Annotated in this window: 17 protein-coding genes; 8 read left to right on the top strand and 9 right to left on the bottom strand. The window is 61.7% G+C overall.

Translation table 11 applies throughout. The annotated features are described in order from the left end of the window. The first annotated feature begins 49 nt into the window (after positions 1-49). The 4 genes from B9N88_RS09840 (at position 50) to B9N88_RS09825 (ending at position 3,749) form a co-directional block, all read left to right on the top strand. A complete protein-coding gene (locus tag B9N88_RS09840) occupies positions 50-1,381 on the top strand; it encodes a TRZ/ATZ family hydrolase (RefSeq protein ID WP_027604183.1) in 1,332 nt (443 codons plus the stop codon). A gap of 64 nt (positions 1,382-1,445) precedes the next feature. Beyond that, the gene (gene ubiG, locus B9N88_RS09835) at positions 1,446-2,144 is read left to right on the top strand and encodes a bifunctional 2-polyprenyl-6-hydroxyphenol methylase/3-demethylubiquinol 3-O-methyltransferase UbiG (protein ID WP_003172645.1); all 699 of its coding nucleotides are present in this window, start codon (positions 1,446-1,448) and stop codon (positions 2,142-2,144) included. A 4-nt stretch (positions 2,145-2,148) separates the two neighbouring features. Beyond that, positions 2,149-2,820 carry an N-acetylmuramic acid 6-phosphate phosphatase MupP gene (gene mupP, locus B9N88_RS09830; RefSeq protein WP_027604184.1) on the top strand — a complete coding sequence of 224 codons (672 nt, stop codon included), beginning with the start codon at positions 2,149-2,151 and terminating at the stop codon, positions 2,818-2,820. Positions 2,821-3,008: 188 nt separating this feature from the next. Then, the gene (locus B9N88_RS09825; RefSeq protein ID WP_027604185.1) at positions 3,009-3,749 is read left to right on the top strand and encodes a YciK family oxidoreductase; all 741 of its coding nucleotides are present in this window, start codon (positions 3,009-3,011) and stop codon (positions 3,747-3,749) included. A gap of 120 nt (positions 3,750-3,869) precedes the next feature. Here B9N88_RS09825 and B9N88_RS09820 read toward each other — a convergent pair whose 3' ends face one another. From B9N88_RS09820 to B9N88_RS09795, 6 genes are read right to left on the bottom strand one after another with little or no spacing between them, the layout of a single operon-like run. After that, on the bottom strand, positions 3,870-5,384 hold the full coding sequence (locus B9N88_RS09820) for an ABC transporter substrate-binding protein (RefSeq protein WP_027604186.1): 1,515 nt from the start codon (positions 5,382-5,384) through the stop codon (positions 3,870-3,872). Next, on the bottom strand, positions 5,366-6,385 hold the full coding sequence (locus tag B9N88_RS09815; RefSeq protein ID WP_027604187.1) for an ABC transporter ATP-binding protein: 1,020 nt from the start codon (positions 6,383-6,385) through the stop codon (positions 5,366-5,368). Before B9N88_RS09815 ends, B9N88_RS09820 begins: the two co-directional genes overlap by 19 nt. Then, a complete protein-coding gene (locus B9N88_RS09810; RefSeq protein ID WP_027604188.1) occupies positions 6,382-7,338 on the bottom strand; it encodes an ABC transporter ATP-binding protein in 957 nt (318 codons plus the stop codon). Before B9N88_RS09810 ends, B9N88_RS09815 begins: the two co-directional genes overlap by 4 nt. Further along, complete coding sequence (locus B9N88_RS09805; RefSeq protein WP_027604189.1) at positions 7,335-8,192, bottom strand: ABC transporter permease; 858 nt, start codon at positions 8,190-8,192, stop codon at positions 7,335-7,337. The genes B9N88_RS09810 and B9N88_RS09805 overlap by 4 nt, the downstream gene beginning before the upstream one ends. Beyond that, positions 8,189-9,136, bottom strand: a complete 948-nt coding sequence (locus B9N88_RS09800; protein WP_027604190.1) for an ABC transporter permease — start codon at positions 9,134-9,136, stop codon at positions 8,189-8,191. The genes B9N88_RS09805 and B9N88_RS09800 overlap by 4 nt, the downstream gene beginning before the upstream one ends. A gap of 3 nt (positions 9,137-9,139) precedes the next feature. After that, the gene (locus B9N88_RS09795; RefSeq protein ID WP_027604191.1) at positions 9,140-10,027 is read right to left on the bottom strand and encodes a proline iminopeptidase-family hydrolase; all 888 of its coding nucleotides are present in this window, start codon (positions 10,025-10,027) and stop codon (positions 9,140-9,142) included. Positions 10,028-10,210: 183 nt separating this feature from the next. On the opposite strand from B9N88_RS09795, the gene B9N88_RS09790 reads away from it, so the two are divergent. Both B9N88_RS09790 and B9N88_RS09785 read left to right on the top strand, forming a co-directional pair. Further along, positions 10,211-10,975, top strand: a complete 765-nt coding sequence (locus B9N88_RS09790) for a LuxR family transcriptional regulator (protein WP_027604192.1) — start codon at positions 10,211-10,213, stop codon at positions 10,973-10,975. 92 nt (positions 10,976-11,067) lie between these two features. Further along, on the top strand, positions 11,068-12,000 hold the full coding sequence (locus B9N88_RS09785) for a proline iminopeptidase-family hydrolase (RefSeq protein ID WP_027604193.1): 933 nt from the start codon (positions 11,068-11,070) through the stop codon (positions 11,998-12,000). Positions 12,001-12,039: 39 nt separating this feature from the next. Here the strand turns inward: B9N88_RS09785 and B9N88_RS09780 are convergent, their stop codons facing one another. Beyond that, a complete protein-coding gene (locus B9N88_RS09780) occupies positions 12,040-13,542 on the bottom strand; it encodes a nucleobase:cation symporter-2 family protein (protein ID WP_027604194.1) in 1,503 nt (500 codons plus the stop codon). 159 nt (positions 13,543-13,701) lie between these two features. Here B9N88_RS09780 and B9N88_RS09775 point away from each other — a divergent pair, with 159 nt between their 5' ends. Next, the gene (locus B9N88_RS09775; RefSeq protein ID WP_027604195.1) at positions 13,702-14,535 is read left to right on the top strand and encodes a hypothetical protein; all 834 of its coding nucleotides are present in this window, start codon (positions 13,702-13,704) and stop codon (positions 14,533-14,535) included. Here B9N88_RS09775 and punC read toward each other — a convergent pair. Continuing rightward, a complete protein-coding gene (gene punC, locus B9N88_RS09770) occupies positions 14,532-15,716 on the bottom strand; it encodes a purine nucleoside transporter PunC (RefSeq protein WP_027604196.1) in 1,185 nt (394 codons plus the stop codon). The genes B9N88_RS09775 and punC overlap by 4 nt on opposite strands. Positions 15,717-15,838: 122 nt before the next feature. On the opposite strand from punC, the gene punR reads away from it, so the two are divergent. Further along, complete coding sequence (punR, locus tag B9N88_RS09765; RefSeq protein ID WP_027604197.1) at positions 15,839-16,759, top strand: DNA-binding transcriptional activator PunR; 921 nt, start codon at positions 15,839-15,841, stop codon at positions 16,757-16,759. Here punR and B9N88_RS09760 read toward each other — a convergent pair. Continuing rightward, complete coding sequence (locus tag B9N88_RS09760) at positions 16,748-17,917, bottom strand: aspartate aminotransferase family protein (protein ID WP_027604198.1); 1,170 nt, start codon at positions 17,915-17,917, stop codon at positions 16,748-16,750. The genes punR and B9N88_RS09760 overlap by 12 nt on opposite strands. Between the last annotated feature and the right edge of the window lie 21 nt (positions 17,918-17,938).

Below are 17,938 nucleotides of genomic sequence, written 5' to 3'. Positions count from 1 at the left end.
TCGGGTATACTTCGCGCTTCTTTTATAGCTGCCCGGGAAGAAGCCTGCGATGACCTCCACTGCCGCCCCGCTCGACTTATTGCTACTGCCAACCTGGCTGGTACCTGTCGAACCCGTCGGCGTGGTGCTCAAGGACCATGGCGTGGGCATCCGCAATGGGCGTATCGCCTTTATTGGTCCACGGGCTGCGGCGTTGAAGCTGTCGGCCACTGAAGTGCGCGAACTGCCGGGCATGTTGCTCAGTCCAGGCCTGATCAACGCCCACGGGCATGCGGCGATGAGCCTGTTTCGCGGTCTGGCCGATGACCTGCCCCTGATGACCTGGCTGGAAAAACACATCTGGCCCGCCGAAGCCAAGTGGGTCGACGAGGCCTTCGTGCGTGACGGCACCGACCTGGCCATTGCCGAGCAGCTCAAGGGCGGTATCACCTGCTTCTCGGACATGTACTTCTACCCCAAGGTCGCCAGCGATTGCGTGCACAACAGCGGCATGCGTGCGCAGATCGCGATTCCGATCCTCGACTTCCCGATTCCCGGCGCCGGCACCGCCGATGAGGCGATCCGCCAGGGCATCGAGCTGTTCGGCGACCTCAAGCACCATCCGCGCATCAAGATCACCTTCGGCCCCCACGCGCCCTACACGGTGTGCGATGCCAACCTGGAAAAGATCCGGGTCATCGCCGAAGAGCTGGACGCCGCGATCCATATGCATGTGCATGAAACCGCTTTCGAGGTACAACAGGCCGTCGAACAGACCGGCGAGCGGCCATTGGCGCGCCTGGGACGCCTGGGCTTGCTGGGCCCGCGCTTCCAGGCGGTTCATATGACCCAAATCAGCGAGGACGACCTGGCTTTGCTGGTAGAAAGCAACACCAGCGTGATCCATTGCCCGGAATCTAACCTGAAACTGGCCAGTGGCTTCTGCCCGGTGGAGCGTCTATGGCAGGCGGGCGTCAATGTGGCCATCGGCACCGACGGCGCCGCCAGCAACAACGACCTGGACCTGCTGGGTGAAACCCGTACCGCCGCGATGCTGGCCAAGGCCGTCGCGGGTTCGGCCACCGCCCTGGACGCCCACCGCGCGCTGCGCATGGCTACGCTCAACGGTGCACGTGCCATGGGCCTGGAGAGCGAAATCGGCTCCCTGGAAGTGGGCAAGGCGGCGGATATGGTTGCCTTCGATCTGACCGGGCTGGCGCAACAACCGATCTACGATCCGGTCTCACAGCTTATATATGCCACCGGACGCGATTGCGTGAAACACCTTTGGGTCGCCGGCAAGCAGTTGCTCGACGACCGGCAACTCACCCGCATGGATGAACAACAGTTGACCGCCACGGCGATTGCCTGGGGAAAACGCATCAGCGGGCACACCGAATAACGCTGGCTCTGAACCCGCGTGTTCAGAACCGACAAACCGATTTATCAGATTCAGAGGATTCACCATGAGCAACGTCGACCACGCCGAAATCGCCAAGTTTGAAGCCCTGGCCCACCGCTGGTGGGACCGCGAAAGCGAGTTCAAACCCCTGCACGACATCAACCCGTTGCGGGTCAACTGGATTGACGAACGCGTCAACCTGGCCGGCAAGAAGGTGCTGGACGTCGGTTGCGGCGGCGGCATCCTCAGCGAAGCCATGGCCCAGCGCGGCGCCACCGTGATGGGGATCGACATGGGCGAAGCGCCGCTGGCCGTGGCCCAGTTGCACCAGCTGGAATCCGGCGTGAGCGTGGAATATCGCCAGATCACCGCCGAAGCCCTGGCCGAGGAAATGCCCGAGCAGTTCGACGTGGTCACCTGCCTGGAAATGCTGGAGCACGTACCAGACCCATCGTCGGTGATCCGCGCCTGCTTCCGCATGGTCAAGCCGGGCGGCCAGGTGTTCTTCTCCACCATCAACCGCAACCCCAAGGCCTACCTGTTCGCGATCATCGGCGCCGAATACATCATGAAGCTGCTGCCGCGCGGCACCCACGATTTCAAGAAATTCATCCGCCCGTCCGAACTGGGTGCGTGGAGCCGCCAGGCCGGGCTGACCGTCAAGGACATCATCGGCCTGACCTACAACCCGCTGACCAAGCACTACAAACTGGCCAGCGACGTTGACGTCAACTACATGATCCAGACCCTGCGCGAGGAGTAAGCCTGTGAAGTTGCGAGCGGTTCTCTTCGACATGGACGGTACCCTGCTGGACACCGCGCCGGACTTTATCGCCATCTGCCAGGCGATGCGCGCCGACCGCGACCTGCCACCGATCAACCCACAGCATATCCGCGATGAAATCTCCGGCGGTGCGCGGGCGATGGTGGCCGTGACCTTTTCGATGGACCCGGAATCCCCCGGCTTTGAAGAGCTGCGCCTGGAATTCCTCGAGCGTTACCTGAAGGGTTGTGCGGTCCACAGCACATTGTTCGACGGCATGGCCGAGCTTCTGGAAGACATCGAGAAGGCCAAGCTGATCTGGGGCGTGGTCACCAACAAGCCACTGCGCTTTGCCGAGCCGATCATGCAGCAACTGGGCCTGGCCGAGCGCTCGGCGCTGCTGATCTGCCCGGACCATGTGAAAAACAGCAAGCCGGACCCGGAGCCGATGATCCTGGCGTGCAAGATGCTCGGCCTGGACCCGGCCAGCGTGCTGTTCGTGGGGGATGACCTGCGCGACATCGAGTCCGGCCGCGACGCCGGCACCCGCACGGCGGCGGTCACCTATGGATACATCCACCCGGACGACAACCCGCGCCATTGGGGCGCGGATGTGGTGGTGGATCACCCGCTGGAACTGCGCACGGTGCTGGATAACGCACTGTGCAGTTGCTGATGGCTCACTCACTCTACTGACTAAGGAAGATCCAATGTGGGAGGGGGCTTGCCCCCGATTGCAGTGTGTCAGTCACTGCATTTGGTGACTGATATACCACTATCGGGGGCAAGCCCCCTCCCACATTTGGATCTTCACTGCGCTCAAGATGGGTGTTTGTAACCCGCTGAATTCTGTCGAGGCTTTTTATGTTTGATTACTCTGCACGTCCAGAACTGCTCAAAGGCCGGGTGATCCTGGTGACCGGCGCCGGTCGCGGAATTGGTGCGGCGGCGGCGAAAACCTACGCCGCCCATGGCGCGACCGTGCTGTTGCTGGGCAAGACCGAAGCCAACCTGGCCCAGGTGTATGACGAGATCGAAGCGGCCGGCCACCCGCAGCCGGTGGTGATCCCCTTCAACCTGGAGACCGCCCTGCCCCATCAATACGATGAGCTGGCCGCGATGATCGAAAAAGAATTCGGCCACCTCGATGGCCTGCTGCACAACGCCTCGATCATCGGCCCACGTACGCCGATCGAGCAGCTGTCCGGCGAGAACTTCATGCGGGTGATGCACATCAACGTCAATGGGATGTTCATGCTCACCAGCACGTTGTTGCCGCTGCTCAAGCTGTCCCAGGATGCGTCGGTGGTGTTCACCTCCAGCAGCGTCGGGCGCAAGGGCCGGGCGTATTGGGGGGCTTACGGGGTGTCGAAATTCGCCACTGAAGGCTTGATGCAGACCCTGGCGGATGAGCTCGAAGACGTGGCTGCAGTAAGAGCCAACAGCATCAACCCGGGCGGCACGCGCACCAGCATGCGGGCCCAGGCATATCCAGGGGAGAACCCGATGGAAAGGCCGGCACCGGAAGAGATCATGCCGGTGTACCTGTACCTGATGGGGCCGGACAGTACCGGCATCAATGGGCAGGCGTTTGACGCCCAGTGAAACCAAATGTGGGAGGGGCTTGCCCCCGATTGCAAGGTGTCAGTCACTGTATCTGTGACTGACCCACCGCTATCGGGGGCAAGCCCCCTCCCACATTTGTATTGCGGTGTTCTCTGGCTCTTAGTTCTTCACCACTTCCTCAAGGGTGAAGCGCCCCAACGGGTTTTGCAGGAAGTTGCTCACATTCTTGCGTGAGATGTTGATGTACGGGCTGTAGTACAGGTCGATCCAGTTCACATCCTGTTTCGCCAGTTTCTGCAATTCGACATACATCTGCTCACGCTTGACCGGGTCAGCCTCGATGCGCGCCGCCGCGACCAGTTCCTTGACCTTGTCGTTCTTGTAGCGGGTCATGTAGTTCTGGTTGGTGTCGTGGCCCAGCACGAAGGTGGTCTTCTGGTCCGGGTCGAGGATGTCGTTGGTCCAGTACATCACCGAAATATCGTACTCACCGTCCACCAGCATCTGCCAGCTTTGGGTCGGGTCGACCTTCTGCAGGTTGGCGGTCACGCCGACCTTGGCCAACTGGTCCTTGATGATCACCGCGATCTGCTCGTCGGCTTCGTTGCCGGCGTTGACCACATAGTTGAGCTTCAAGTCCTTCGCGCCAGCCTTTTCCAACAGTTTCTTGGCGGCGGTCGGGTCATACGGGCGTTGCAGGTTGTTGGCGTAGTGGAACAACGAGCCTTTCGGGATGTAGGAATAGGCCACAGTGCCCTGACCGTAGGTCGCGGTTTTCACCAGCGACTGCTTGTCGATGGCCATGTCCAGCGCCTCGCGTACTTCCTGCTTGGCCAGCAGACCGTGGGCGTGGTTGATCAGCAGGTGATCTTCACGGGTGGACGGGTCGGAGTGGATCACCACGTTCTTGTCTTTCTTCAGCTCTTCAACCCGGGAAAACGGTACGAAGATCGCCGTGTCCAGCTCGTTGTTCTGCACCATGCGCATCCGCGTGTTGTCGTCGGTCACGGAGACCCACTCCACGCCATCCAGGCTGACCTTCTTGGCCTGCCAGAAGTTCGGGTTCTTCTTCAGGATGACCCGGTCGCCCTTGCGCCATTCGTCCACGGTAAACGCGCCGGAGGTCACCGGATTTTCCGAGTAGGCGTCTTCACCCATTTTTGTCATGGCTTTTTCCGACAGGATCGACACCGTCGGCGAAGCCAGTTGCGACAGGAAGGCGACTGCCGGGGTCTTCAGTGTGACAACCAGGGTTTTCGAGTCCGTCGCCTTTGCGGTGTCGATCAGGTTGAAGGGATCAGCCCACAACGAAGCCTTGTTATCGCGGATGCGCAACAGGCTGAACGCCGCATCCTCGGCGGTGATCGCCGAGCCATCGGAGAACTTCGCATCGCGCAGCTTGAAGGTGTAGGTCAGGCCGTCCTTGGAAATATCCCAGCTTTCAGCCAGGCCGGGCTCCATCTTGGTCCCCAGGTTGTCCACGCGCACCAGGGTGTCGTAGACGTTGGCAAATACCCAGGTATCGCGGTTCTGCGCGCTTTTGATCGGGTCGAACGTGGTGCTGTCTTCACGGCAACCGATAGTGAGGACGCCGGCGGCTTGCGCCAATCCGGCAGTGAGGGACCACGCGGTCAACGTAGCAGCGGCGAGCAACTTCAAGTGGCGCGATTGCATGTCATAACTCCTTGTTCATGATGGGCAGGAAGGGTCAACGGTTCTTCAAGCACGCAACTGTATCGATGCTCGTGCTGGGAATGGGTAGGCGGCAACACCACGGAACACATCGTCCGGGCGTACCGGCAACGCGGGTGGAAGGCACAGCCCGTAGGCAAATTCAGCGGGCTCGGCGGCTCGCCAGGCAACAGCTGCGTCGGCAAAGGCCGGTGCGGATCGATCTCCGGAATCGCCTCGATCAACGCCGCGGTATACGGATGGCGCGGCGCGGTGAAGACCGCTTCCACCGGCCCTTCCTCGACGATCTTGCCCAGGTACATCACCGCCACGCGGTCGCACAGGCGCCGCACGATGGCCAAATCGTGGGCGATAAACAGGATCGCCAGGTTCATGCGCTGTTGCAGTTCCAACAGCAGGTTGATGATCTGGCCCTGGATCGATACATCCAGGGCCGCCACGCATTCATCGGCGATGATCAAGCGAGGCTCCACCGCCAGCGCCCGGGCAATACCGACACGCTGGCATTGGCCGCCACTGAGGGCGCCGGGTTTGCGACTGGCCAGTTCGGGGCGCAGGCCGACCAGGTCAAGCAGTTCGTTGACGCGAGCCGGGATACGCTCTGCCGGGACTTTGCGCTGCACCCGCAGCACCTCGGCGATGGTTTCGCCGATGGTGTGGCGCGGGTTCAACGCGGCGTAGGGATCCTGGAAGATCATCGCCGTTTCATGGCGCAGGCGCGCGATGTCGATCGCGCTGCCATGGGCCATGTCGATGCCATCGAACAGCACCTGTCCGGCAGTGATCGGGTTGAGGTGCAGGATCGCCCGGCCCAGGGTGCTTTTGCCGCTGCCGGACTCCCCCACCAGCCCCAGGGTTTCACCGGCGGCCAGGTTCAGCGACACACCGTTCACCGCCCTCACCCACTGCTTGTTCAGGCCGAACACCCCCGTGCCGGACGCGGCGAACCGCACCTCCAGGTTCTTGATCTGCAACAGGCTCATGGGCGTGCTCCGAGCGGGTAGTGACAGGCCACGCGCGCGCCTTCGGGCAACCGTTCGGTGCACAACGCGCCGACCTGCGGGCAACGCGGGTTGAAGCGGCAGCCGCCGGGTAATGCATCGAGCAAGGGCGGCTGGCCGGGGATGGTACGCAGCAACCCAGGGCCACTGCCGTGGGCCGGCTGGCAATCAATCAGGCCCGCGGTGTAGGGGTGTTGCGGATGGGCGAGCACGTCGTACTTGCTGCCGTGCTCGCACAGGCGCCCGGCGTACATCACGGCGATGGAATCGCAGGTTTGCGCAACCACGCCGAGGTCGTGGGTGATCATGATGAGCGACAGGCCGCGCTGGTCACGCAGGTCCAGCAACAGGCGCAGGATCTGCGCCTGCACGGTCACGTCCAACGCCGTGGTCGGCTCGTCGGCAATCAATACGTTCGGGTTGCAGCCCAGGGCCACGGCGATCATCGCGCGCTGGCGCATGCCACCGGAAAATTCATGGGGATAGTTGTCGACCCGTGCCTGGGGATCGGGAATGCCCACCTGGCGCAACACTTCGATGGCTTGTCGGCGCGCGTGTTTTTTCGACGCGCCCTGATGCAGGCGGATGCCTTCGGCGATCTGATCGCCGATGCGCATCAACGGGTCAAGGTGGCTGCTGGGGTTCTGGAAAATCATGCCCAACTGCCCGCCACGCACCGCGCGCATGCCGGCGTCATCCAGTTGCAGCAGGTCCTGGCCCGCCAGGCGTACCGCACCGCCCTGCACGCGCAGGCTGGGTGACGGCAACAAGCGCATCAAGCCACGGCAGGCCATGGTCTTGCCCGAGCCGCTTTCGCCCACCAGGCCGAGGATCTCGCCTTCGGCCAGGTCGAAGGACACGCGGTCGACCAGGGTCACATCGCGCCCGCTGTTACTGGCGATCACACTCAGATCCCGCACTTGAAGCAGACTCATGAGCGATCCCCCAGCACTTGCGCCACACCATCGGCCAGCAGGCTGAAGCCCATGGCCAGGGTCACGATGGCCAGCCCCGGAAAGGTGCAGATCCACCAGGCCGTGGTGATAAACGCCTGCCCTTCGGCAATCATCGTCCCCCACTCCGCCGTCGGCGGTTGCACGCCGAGGCCCAGGTAGCTCACGGCCGCGCCGTTGAGCAGTACCAGCACCGCGTCAGACATGGAAAACACAATCGAGCCAAACATCGCATTCGGCAGCAAATGCCGGAACAGGATGCGCCCATGGCCAAAGCCCAGGCTCTTGGCTGCCAGGGCAAAGTCGCTTTCCTTGAGCACCAGGATCTGTGAGCGGATCAGCCGCGCATACGACACCCAGCCCACCAGCGCCATGGCGATATAGAAACTCTTCAGGCCCGGACCAAGGATCGCCATGATCGCCAGCATCAACACCAGGAACGGGAACGCCAGGATCACATCGATCACGCGCATGCAGAAACTGTCGAAGCGCCCGCCGATATAGCCGGAAACCGCGCCGACAAACGTGCCGATCATGAACGGGAAAATCACCCCGATAATGGCCAGTTGCAGATCGACGCGCGCCCCCCAGATCACCCTCGAAAGGATGTCCCTACCGTAGTTATCCGTACCGAATGGATGGGCGAGACTCGGCCCCAGCAAGCTGATGTCGGTGTTCTGCGCGATCGGGTCATAGGGCGCGATCCATGGCGCGCACAGCGCCAGGACCAACCACACCAGCAGGACCAAAAGCCCCCACGCGGCCGTCAGGCGACCATTGCGAAAGCCAAACCGCACACGCAGGCGCCATGGAGTAATCAGTGGACGGCTGCTCATTGCATTTTCACCCGAGGGTCGAGGGCCACCGTGACCACGTCGGCGATAAAGTTGACCACCACCGTCGCGCACGCCAGCACCATGGCCACGCCCTGCACCACCATGTAGTCGCGGGTAAAAATGCCGCGCACCAGCAACTGGCCGATGCCGGGAATGGCGAACAGGCTTTCGATCACGACGGTGCCGCTGATCAGCCAGCCAATATTCACCGCCAGCAGGTTGACCGCCGGCACCAGGGAATTGGGCAACACATGGCGACGGAACACCGCTGCTTCCGACAGCCCGCGGGCCCGCGCGGCAGTGACGTGGTCGGCCTGCAGCTCCATCAACATGCTCGCCCGCAGGTTGCGGACCAGCACCGCCGACAGCGCCAGGGCGATGGTCAGGCACGGCAAGACCATATGGTGCGCCTTGTCCAGCCAGGTACGACCGTAGCCGGACACCGGGAACAGGCCCCATTGCACACTGAGCAGCAGGATCAGCATCAGGCCCAGCCAGAACGCCGGCATGCCCAGGCCCACGGTGGTGAACACGCGGATCAGGTTGTCCGCCCACCCGCCTTTATTGCGCGCGGCCCACGTCGCCAGCGGCACCGCGATCAGCAGCGCCAGCACCACGCTGCCGAGCACCAGCACCAGGGTGGGTTCGATGCGGGTGACGATCAATTTCAAGGCGTCGACTTTGTACAGCAGTGATTGGCCGAGATCGCCCTTGAGCAGGTTCTTCAGGAAATAGAAATACTGCTGCCACAAAGGCTGGTCGAGGCCGTACTGGGCGCGGATTTTCAGCAAGGCGTCCGGCGTGCTGCGCGAACCCAGCAGGGCCCGTGCCGGGTCGCCAGGAATCGAGCGCACCAGCACAAACGTGATCAGGCTGATGCCAAACAGTACCGGCAGCAATTGCAGCGGCCGGGACAGTACAAAACGGTAGCGCGCCAGGTTCATCGGTCAGCCTCGGTGGCGAGCGAGAAAGTCCAACAGTACCGGAAAATAAGCCTGTGGCTCTTCATAGAACGGCATATGGCTACTGTTGGGAAATACATGCAGTTCGGCGTGTCTGGCCGCCATCTTCATGCGCATGGCGCAGGCTGGGGTGAGTTCGTCGTGCTGGCCGGTAGTGATCAGGATCGGCATGTTGAAAGCGGCCATCTCGGGGATGCGGTTCCAGTCCTTGAGGTTGCCGACGTAGAGAAATTCGTTGGGGCCCTGCATGGTTTCGTAGGGGCCCATGTTCCAGTCGCCGAGGGAGCGCTTGACCGGCTCGGGCCATTCGTCCAGGCGGCAGACATGGCGATAGTTGAGCAAGGTGATCGCGGCCTGGTATTGCGGGTGATCCAGGGTGCCCATGGCTTCGTGGCGTTGCATCATCGCCACGGTCTCACTGCCCAGCGCGCCGCGCAGGCGTTCGAGTTCTTGAGAAAGATGCGGAATGTCGCCGACGGTGTTCTCGAGGATCAGGCTTTTCAGCCTGTCGGGGTAATGGATGGCGTATTCGATGCCCAGCCAGCCGCCCCAGGAATGCCCGAGCAGGTGCACGCGGCCGAGGCCAAGGGCTTGGCGTACGGTTTCGACTTCTTCGACATAACGGCGGATTTCCCACAGGGAAACATCGGTCGGTCTGGCTGATGCGCCTGTGCCAAGCTGGTCGAATGCAACCACTCGCAGGTCATGGTCCTTGAGCCAGCCATGGGCGTCGCGCAAGTAGTCACACGGCAGGCCCGGCCCGCCGTTGAGACACAAGAGCACCTCATCGCCTTCGCCGAAGCTGTAGACCACGAGGTTGTGGCCATCGACTTGCACGTTGTACTGCTGGTCGGGGGCAATTTCACGCCACATGCATACATTCCTTGTGTTGTTTCGGCCTGGCGGGCAGCGGCCGTTTATCAGGCCAACACTACCGAGGATGCCGCGCGTCCATAACCTGGTATTTCTTATAGGTTTGGCCTGGCAGTCCTTCGCCGGGGCGTGGCATTCTACTTGCAGGAAGTGGAGATTCAAATGAATTCGGGAGCAGAACGGATGCTGGCCAAGCTAACTGCCTTCAATAATCGTCTGATGCCGGGCAGGAGCCTGGATGAGCAGATGGACAACACTTTTATCCTCGCCCAGCAGTTGGGCTTCGATGCACTGGTATACGACTACACCCCGGTGCCGATCGACCAGAATGGTGCGTTGATCACCCCCTCGGTGCTGGAGCTGCGTAACACGCCGACCGATTGGCATGCACTATGGTGCAGCAAGGGTTTCTACCAGATCGACCCGGTGCAACACCTGGCCCTGCGCACGGTATCGCCGTTCGTGTGGTCCTACGAAGCCAAGGCTGACACGGCCCTGCAAACCATCATCGACCCCTGCCACGCCCCCGTTTCATCCTACCTGCACGACCAGCAACTGACCTGCGGCGTCAGCGTGCCGATGCATCTGCCCCGTGGCGGCTTCGCGTCACTGACCGGCTTGCGCACTGGCAAAACGCCTACCGTGTTGCAGGACGCGCAGCAGACCTTGTCGGACTTCAGCCTGATTTCCCACGCTTTGCAGGAAGCGGCCTACCCGCTGTTCGGCAAGGAGCTGCGCACCTACCCGCACATTCACCTGACCAAACGTGAACGCGAATGCCTCAAATGGGCCGCCGACGGCCTGACCGCCGCCGAAATCGCCACGCAACTGAGCCGCTCACTGGCCGTCGTCACCCTGCACCTGGCCTCGGCGATGCACAAACTGGGCGCCAAGAACCGCGTGCAGGCGGTGGTCCGCGCCACCCATTACCGCCTGCTGGAAGACTGATCCCCCGGCAAAACCTAGCTGTTTTGCTAGTTACCTAAATCTCGCCCGCAGACTATCGTGTCCCTGATCATTTTTTCAGGGCAGGGTAGGAAATGGACTTCATCGAAAAAATCCGCGAAGGGTATGCCGCGTTTGGCGACTACCAGACCTGGTACCGCGTCACTGGCGACCTGGCCAGCGGCCGCACGCCGCTGGTGGTCATCCACGGCGGCCCGGGCTGCACCCATGATTATGTCGACGCCTTCAAGGACGTCGCGGCCAGCGGTCATGCGGTCATCCACTACGACCAACTGGGCAACGGCCGCTCCACGCACCTGCCTGAGAAAGACCCGTCCTTCTGGACCGTCGATCTGTTCCTTAAAGAATTGGACAACCTGCTGGACCACCTGCAGATCAGCGATAACTACGCGATCCTTGGTCAGTCCTGGGGCGGCATGCTCGGCAGCGAGCACGCAATCCTGCAACCCAAGGGCCTGCGTGCGTTTATCCCGGCCAACTCGCCGACCTGCATGCGCACCTGGGTCAGCGAAGCCAACCGCCTGCGCAAGCTGCTGCCCCAAGGCGTGCATGAAACCCTGCTCAAGCATGAAGCCGCCGGCACCTACCACGACCCGGAATACCTCGCCGCCTCGCGGGTGTTCTATGACCAGCATGTGTGCCGGGTGAACCCATGGCCGGAAGAAGTGGCGCGCACCTTCGCCCAGGTCGACTCGGACCCCACGGTGTATCACGCCATGAGCGGCCCGACCGAGTTCCACGTGATCGGCAGCCTGAAGGACTGGAAATCCATTGGTCGCCTGTCGGCGATCAAGGTACCGACCCTGGTGATCTCCGGCCGGCATGACGAAGCCACGCCACTGGTGGTCAAGCCGTTCCTGGATGAAATCGCGGATGTGCGCTGGGCGCTGTTCGAAGACTCCAGCCACATGCCCCACGTGGAAGAACGCCAGGCGTGCATGGGCACCGTGGTGAAGTTTCTGGATGAGGCGTGCTCTGTTCCGCACACAGTCCGCAAGGCTGGTTGAGTTCCAAATGTGGAAGGGGGCAAGCCCCCTCCCACATTTTTAGACCTCTGTGGTTTCTGCGTGTGGGGCTTTCCTTGGCTCCTGCGCCACCAATGGAATTTCCTTGCCCTCGGCATCAAATAACTTGCCCCCCCTGAAATAGTCCCCATCACGCAACGCCGCTACGTCGTGGAAACACAAACTGCGCTCAGTCCCCGCCACAAACACCGACTGCTGGTCTGAGTTACCGGCGGTGAAATGGTTGAACGCCAGGTTCAACAGGATCGCCATGATCGCCGACGAACTGATACCCGAATGGAAAATGGTCGCGAACCAGCTGGGGAACTGGTCGTAGAAACTCGGTGCGGCAATCGGGATCATGCCAAACCCGATGGACGTGGCGACGATGATCAGGTTCATGTTGTTGCGGTAATCCACCTTGGACAAGGTGCGAATACCACTGGCCGCCACGGTGCCGAACAGCACAATCCCGGCACCGCCCAGTACCGAGGTCGGCACCGCCGCGATCACGCGCCCCATGAATGGCAGCAAGCCGAGGATTACCAGGAACAAGCCACCGGTTGCCACCACAAAACGACTCTTCACTCCGGTCACCGCCACCAGGCCAACGTTCTGGGCGAAGGCACTCTGGGTGAACGAACCGAAGATCGGCGCGAACATGCTCGACAGCATATCGGCGCGCAGGCCATTACCCAGACGCTTGGAGTCGACCTTGGTATCGATGATTTCCCCCACCGCCAGGATGTCGGCCGAGGTTTCCACCAGGGTCACCATCACCACGATGCACATGGAAATGATCGCCGCGATGTGAAAGGTCGGCATACCGAAATGGAACGGCGCAGGGAAACCGAACATAGGCCCCTGGCTGACCCCGGAAAAATCCGCCATGCCGAGGAACACCGCGATCACCGTGCCGATCACCATCGCCAGCAGGATCGACAGGCGCGAGATGGTCGCGCTGCCGATCTTGCTCAATAGCAGCACCAGCACCAGGGTCAACGCCGCCAGGCCGATATTGGGCATGCTGCCGAAATCCGCCGCGCGGCTGTTACCGCCCATGGCCCAGCGCGCCGCCACGGGCATCAGGGTCAGGCCGATGGTGGTGATCACAATACCGGTCACCAACGGCGGGAAGAACTGGGTGATCCGCGAGAACACCGGGGTGATCAACAGCCCGATAAACGACGCGGCCATCACCGCGCCGAGAATCGCCGGTACCCCGCCGGCGCCATCGCTGCCGACAATCGCCACCATGGTTGCCACACCGGCAAACGACACGCCCTGCACCAGCGGCAACTGACAGCCAAAAAACGGCAGGCCAAGGGTTTGCAACAGGGTGGCAAGGCCACCGGCAAACAGCGACGCGGCGATCAACAGGCCGATATCCGCCGGTGACAACCCGGCCGCCTGGCCCACGATCAACGGTACCGCGACGATGCCGCCGTACATGGTGAGCACATGCTGCAGGCCGTAAGCCATGTTGGCGGCGACGCCTAGATTCTCATCTTCCGGCCGCTGCGGTGACGCCTTCGGGATAGTCATGGTGAGGGGTTCTCTGTTTTTGTTGTGGTGACACTGTATGCAATGTTTAGACTGGATGTCCATAGAGTTGTATACAATCGCTCGAACAAGATACCCTCCATCGGCGTTACAAAAACAACCCGGCCGTGATGAGCCAGAACGCCAAAGGACACTAGAACAATGAAAAAGGCATTACAGGGAGCCACCGTTGCACTCACCCTCCTCGGCGGCGGGGAGGCCGTCGCGGTGGAATGGATGAACAACAGCGTAGGTTTTCGCTACGGCCAGCAGTTCACCAATCCGAATAACCCCGACGAATTCAGCAAGCGCATCTACAGCGTTACCCACGCCAGCGGCTACCGGTATGGCAGCAACTTCCTGAACCTGGACGTGTTCCTGTCCGACAACCGCGACCCGCGCAAGGGCACCGACCACGGCGGCAGCGAGGTGTACGCGGTGTACCGGCATCAGTTGTATGCATCACGGGTGCTGGATGTGCCCCTGGGCACCGGGCTGGTCAAGGATTACGCGCTGACCCTGGGCTTTGATGCCAACCGCAACAACAACGTCGCTTCGGCGAAAAAACGCGCACTGGTGCTCGGCCCGACATTGAAGTTCAACACCGTGGGTGTGCTGGACCTGAGCCTTCTGTACTACAAGGAGCGCAACCACACCGGCATCCCCGGTGCACGTGAGTCGAACCACACGTTTGACGACACCTACATGCTCAACCTGACGTGGATGCGCCCTTTCGAGATCGCCAACCATGCGGCGAAATTCCAGGGTTTTGTGAACTACGTCGGGGAAAAAGGCGCGGACTACCATGGCCGTGACACGGCACCGGAAACCCTGATGCGCAGCGCGCTGATGGTCGCGGTGCGGCCGGGCAAGAGCGTGAAGCCGAACCTGTACCTCGGGGTGGGTTACGAGTACTGGCATAACAAGTTCGGCGTGGACGGCGGCCGGGGCAGCCGTACGTCAACGCCGACGGTGAACATGGAAGTGACGTTCTAGGCGGCGGCCAGTTCCGACTTGTCTGCTTTCGGCCGCGCCAGCCAATAGCCCAAGACGGCCAAGGGCGCGGTCGCCAGCATCACTATCACAGTAATCAGCAACGGCTGTTCGATCATCGATGACACCAACAGGCTGCTGAGAAAGCACAGGCCCAATTGCAGCGTGTTTTGCAGTGCCGCCGCCTTGCCGGAATGTTCTGCAAACGGCATCAGCGCATTCGCCACCACGATCGGGTAGCTGGCGCCGTTGACCAGCGCCATCAGGCAGAACGGAATCAGCAAGGTGGTGAGCGTCGGCACGGTCAAGGTGGCGACCAGGTACAGCGCCACCATGCTGATGCAATAGGCCAGCAGCAACCACGGCAACAGCGTCTTGCCCTGGAAACGCTGCAAAGCGCTACGGCAACTGTAGCCACCCACCAGAAACGCCAATGTCGGCAGCACGTAGCTCAGGCCGATGTCATTCGGGCTATAGCCCATGTCGCCGAGGATGAAGGGTGAAGCGGTCAGCCAGGCGAAGAAACTGGCCGAGCAGGCGGCGAAGATCATCACATTGCCGGTAAACACCCGGGAGGTGAGCAACTGCCAATAGCCAAGGCGCGAAGGTTCGTCTTCCCGCGTCTGAGGTTTCGACACGGAGCGCAGGAACAACGTCGGCAGCAACAACAGCAGCGACACCCCCAGCAATACACCGAAGATGGCCTGCCAACCGAAGTGGTTCAGCACCATCGCGCCCAGCAGTGGCGCCAGCGCCGGTGACAACGACATCAACGGCATGATGCTGGCGAACACACGGTGGGCCTTGTCGGCCGGGTAGCGGTCGATCACCAGCGCCTGCCAGCTCACGGCCGCAGAACACACGCCAATCGCCTGCATAAAGCGCAAGGCCAGCAACTGCGGCGCGGTCTCGACCCAAAACATTCCCGCGCAACCCACGACAAACAGGCTCAAGCCTGCGAGCAGGATCGGCTTGCGCCCCAGGCGGTCGGACAACGGCCCCCACAGCAACTGCCCCACGGCAAAGCCCGCGAGGAAGATACTCAGGCTGGCGCCCACCGCGCCCGCACCAATCTGCAACTGCTCGCCCATGGCGCCGAACGCCGGCAAATACATGTCCATGGCGAGGTAACCGAGCATGCTCAGCCCCGCCAGATACCAGGTGAAACCAAAAGAATTTTTCATTGAAACCTTGTTAATCCTGCCATCAAACTATTTGCTGACTGCCGCCCATTATGAAGCTGACAGTTTTGCTGTGAAGCGATAATAATTGGCGTCTGTTATCAATAATTTTGAAGGCAACCCTCATGTGGTCCGAATACTCCCTGGATGTCGTCGATGCGGTAGCGCGCCATGGCAGCTTCAGCGCCGCCGCCCAGGAATTGCACCGCGTGCCGTCAGCCATCAGTTATACCGTACGCCAACTTGAAGAGTGGCTGGCGGTACCGCTGTTTGTGCGCCGGCATCGTGATGTGGAACTGACACCCGCCGGCCGCCTGTTTATCGACGAGGCCCGCGGGGTAATGAAAAAAATGCTCGGCACACGGCGCCTGTGCCAGCAGGTGGCCAATGGCTGGAGTGGCCAGTTGAAGGTCGCGGTGGATTCCATCGTCAAACCCCAGCGCTGCCGACAGTTGGTGCTGGATTTCTATCGGCAGTTTCCCGAGGTGGAATTGCTGCTGGAATACGAGGTGTACAACGGTGTGTGGGATGCCCTGGCGGATGAGCGCACCGATATTGTCATCGGTGCCACCAGCGCCGTGCCGGTGGCCAGTCACTTTACTTTTCGCGATATGGGCTTATTGAATTGGCTGTGCGTGGTCAGCGCCCGGCACCCATTGGCGGCGGTGGACGGGTTGCTCAATGACGACCAACTGCGCCCCTTCGCCTCGCTGTGCATGACCGACACCTCGCGCAACCTGCCCAAGCGCGACACCTGGACCCTGGATAACCAACGCCGGTTGGTAGTCCCGAACTGGGCCTCCGCCATCGATTGCCTGCGCGATGGCCTGTGCGTCGGCATGGCACCGGCGCATCAGGTATTGCCCTGGATCGAACGCGGTGAATTGGTGGCGCTGCAACTGACGCGCCCCTTCCCGGCCAGCCCATCGTGCGTGGCCTGGGCACAGAGCAAACTGTCCCCGGCCATGGCGTGGTTATTGGAATACCTGGGGGATACCGAAACCATGAACCAGGAGTGGCTCAACGGAAAGGACCTAGTTCAATAGCCGAGTGATGGCCCGCACGATCATCTCCACCTCCTTGGCATCCAGGGTCAGCGGCGGCAGCAGGCGAATGACCTTGCCCCGCGTCACGTTGATCAGCAGCCCATGCTCCTGGGCAGCACGCTGGGCCAGGTCGCGATAGGGGCTGGCCAGTTCAATACCGATCATCAGGCCCTGCCCGCGAATCGCCAGCACCTGCGGATGCTCTTCCAATTCCATGCGTAACCGCGCCAGCAAGCGCTCGCCCTGTTGTGCAGCGTTCTGCAACAAGCCTTGCTCTTCGATAATGTCCAACACCGTGCAGCCCACCCGGCACGCCAGCGGGTTGCCGCCAAAGGTGCTGCCGTGACTGCCGGGCGTGAAAAGCGCGGCTACCGCTGCCCTGGCCAGGCACGCACCGATGGGCACGCCATTGCCGAGGCCTTTGGCCAGGGTCATCACATCCGGGACAATGCCTTCATGCTGGAAGGCAAACCAGGCGCCGGTGCGGCCGATGCCGGTCTGGATTTCGTCGAGCATCATCAGCCAGCCGTGCCGTGTGCAGTGGTCACGCAGGGCTTGCAGGTAACCCGGCGGCGCGGGCAGTACACCACTTTCGCCCTGGATGGGCTCCAGCAAGACCGCCGCGATCCGTGTGCCAAACGTCTGGGTGATTGCCTCGATCGCCGCCAGATCACCAAACCTGACCTTGAGAAAATCCCCCGGCAAGCGTTGGAAACCCAAGCGCACCGAGGGGCCATCGCTGGCCGCCATGGTGCCCAGCGTACGGCCATGAAAGGCATTCTCCATCACCACCACCAAGGGCTCTTCGATGCCTTTTTTCCAGCCATGCAACCGCGCCAGTTTCAGCGCCGTCTCGTTGGCTTCGGCGCCGGAATTATTGAAGAAGGCACGGTCCAGGCCGGACAGCCGCGTCAGGCGCTGGGCCAGACGTTGTTGCCAGTCGATGCTGTAGAGGTTGGAGGTGTGCAACAACAGGCCGGCCTGCTCGCTGATGGCCGTCACCAGTTTCGGGTGGGAATGCCCGACGTTGGTCACCGCCACACCCGCCACTGCGTCCAGGTATTCGCGCCCCTGCTGGTCCCACAGGCGCGTGCCGAGGCCACGGGTGAAACTCAGGGCCAGGGGTTGATAGGTGGTCATCAGGCAGGCGGCGGTCATGGTGGCGGACTCCAGTGCATC

This window comes from Pseudomonas sp. LAMO17WK12:I1 (genome assembly GCF_900177315.1).
GTDB classification, from domain to species: domain Bacteria; phylum Pseudomonadota; class Gammaproteobacteria; order Pseudomonadales; family Pseudomonadaceae; genus Aquipseudomonas; species Aquipseudomonas marginalis.
This window is presented reverse-complemented; position numbering and strand designations above follow the sequence as displayed.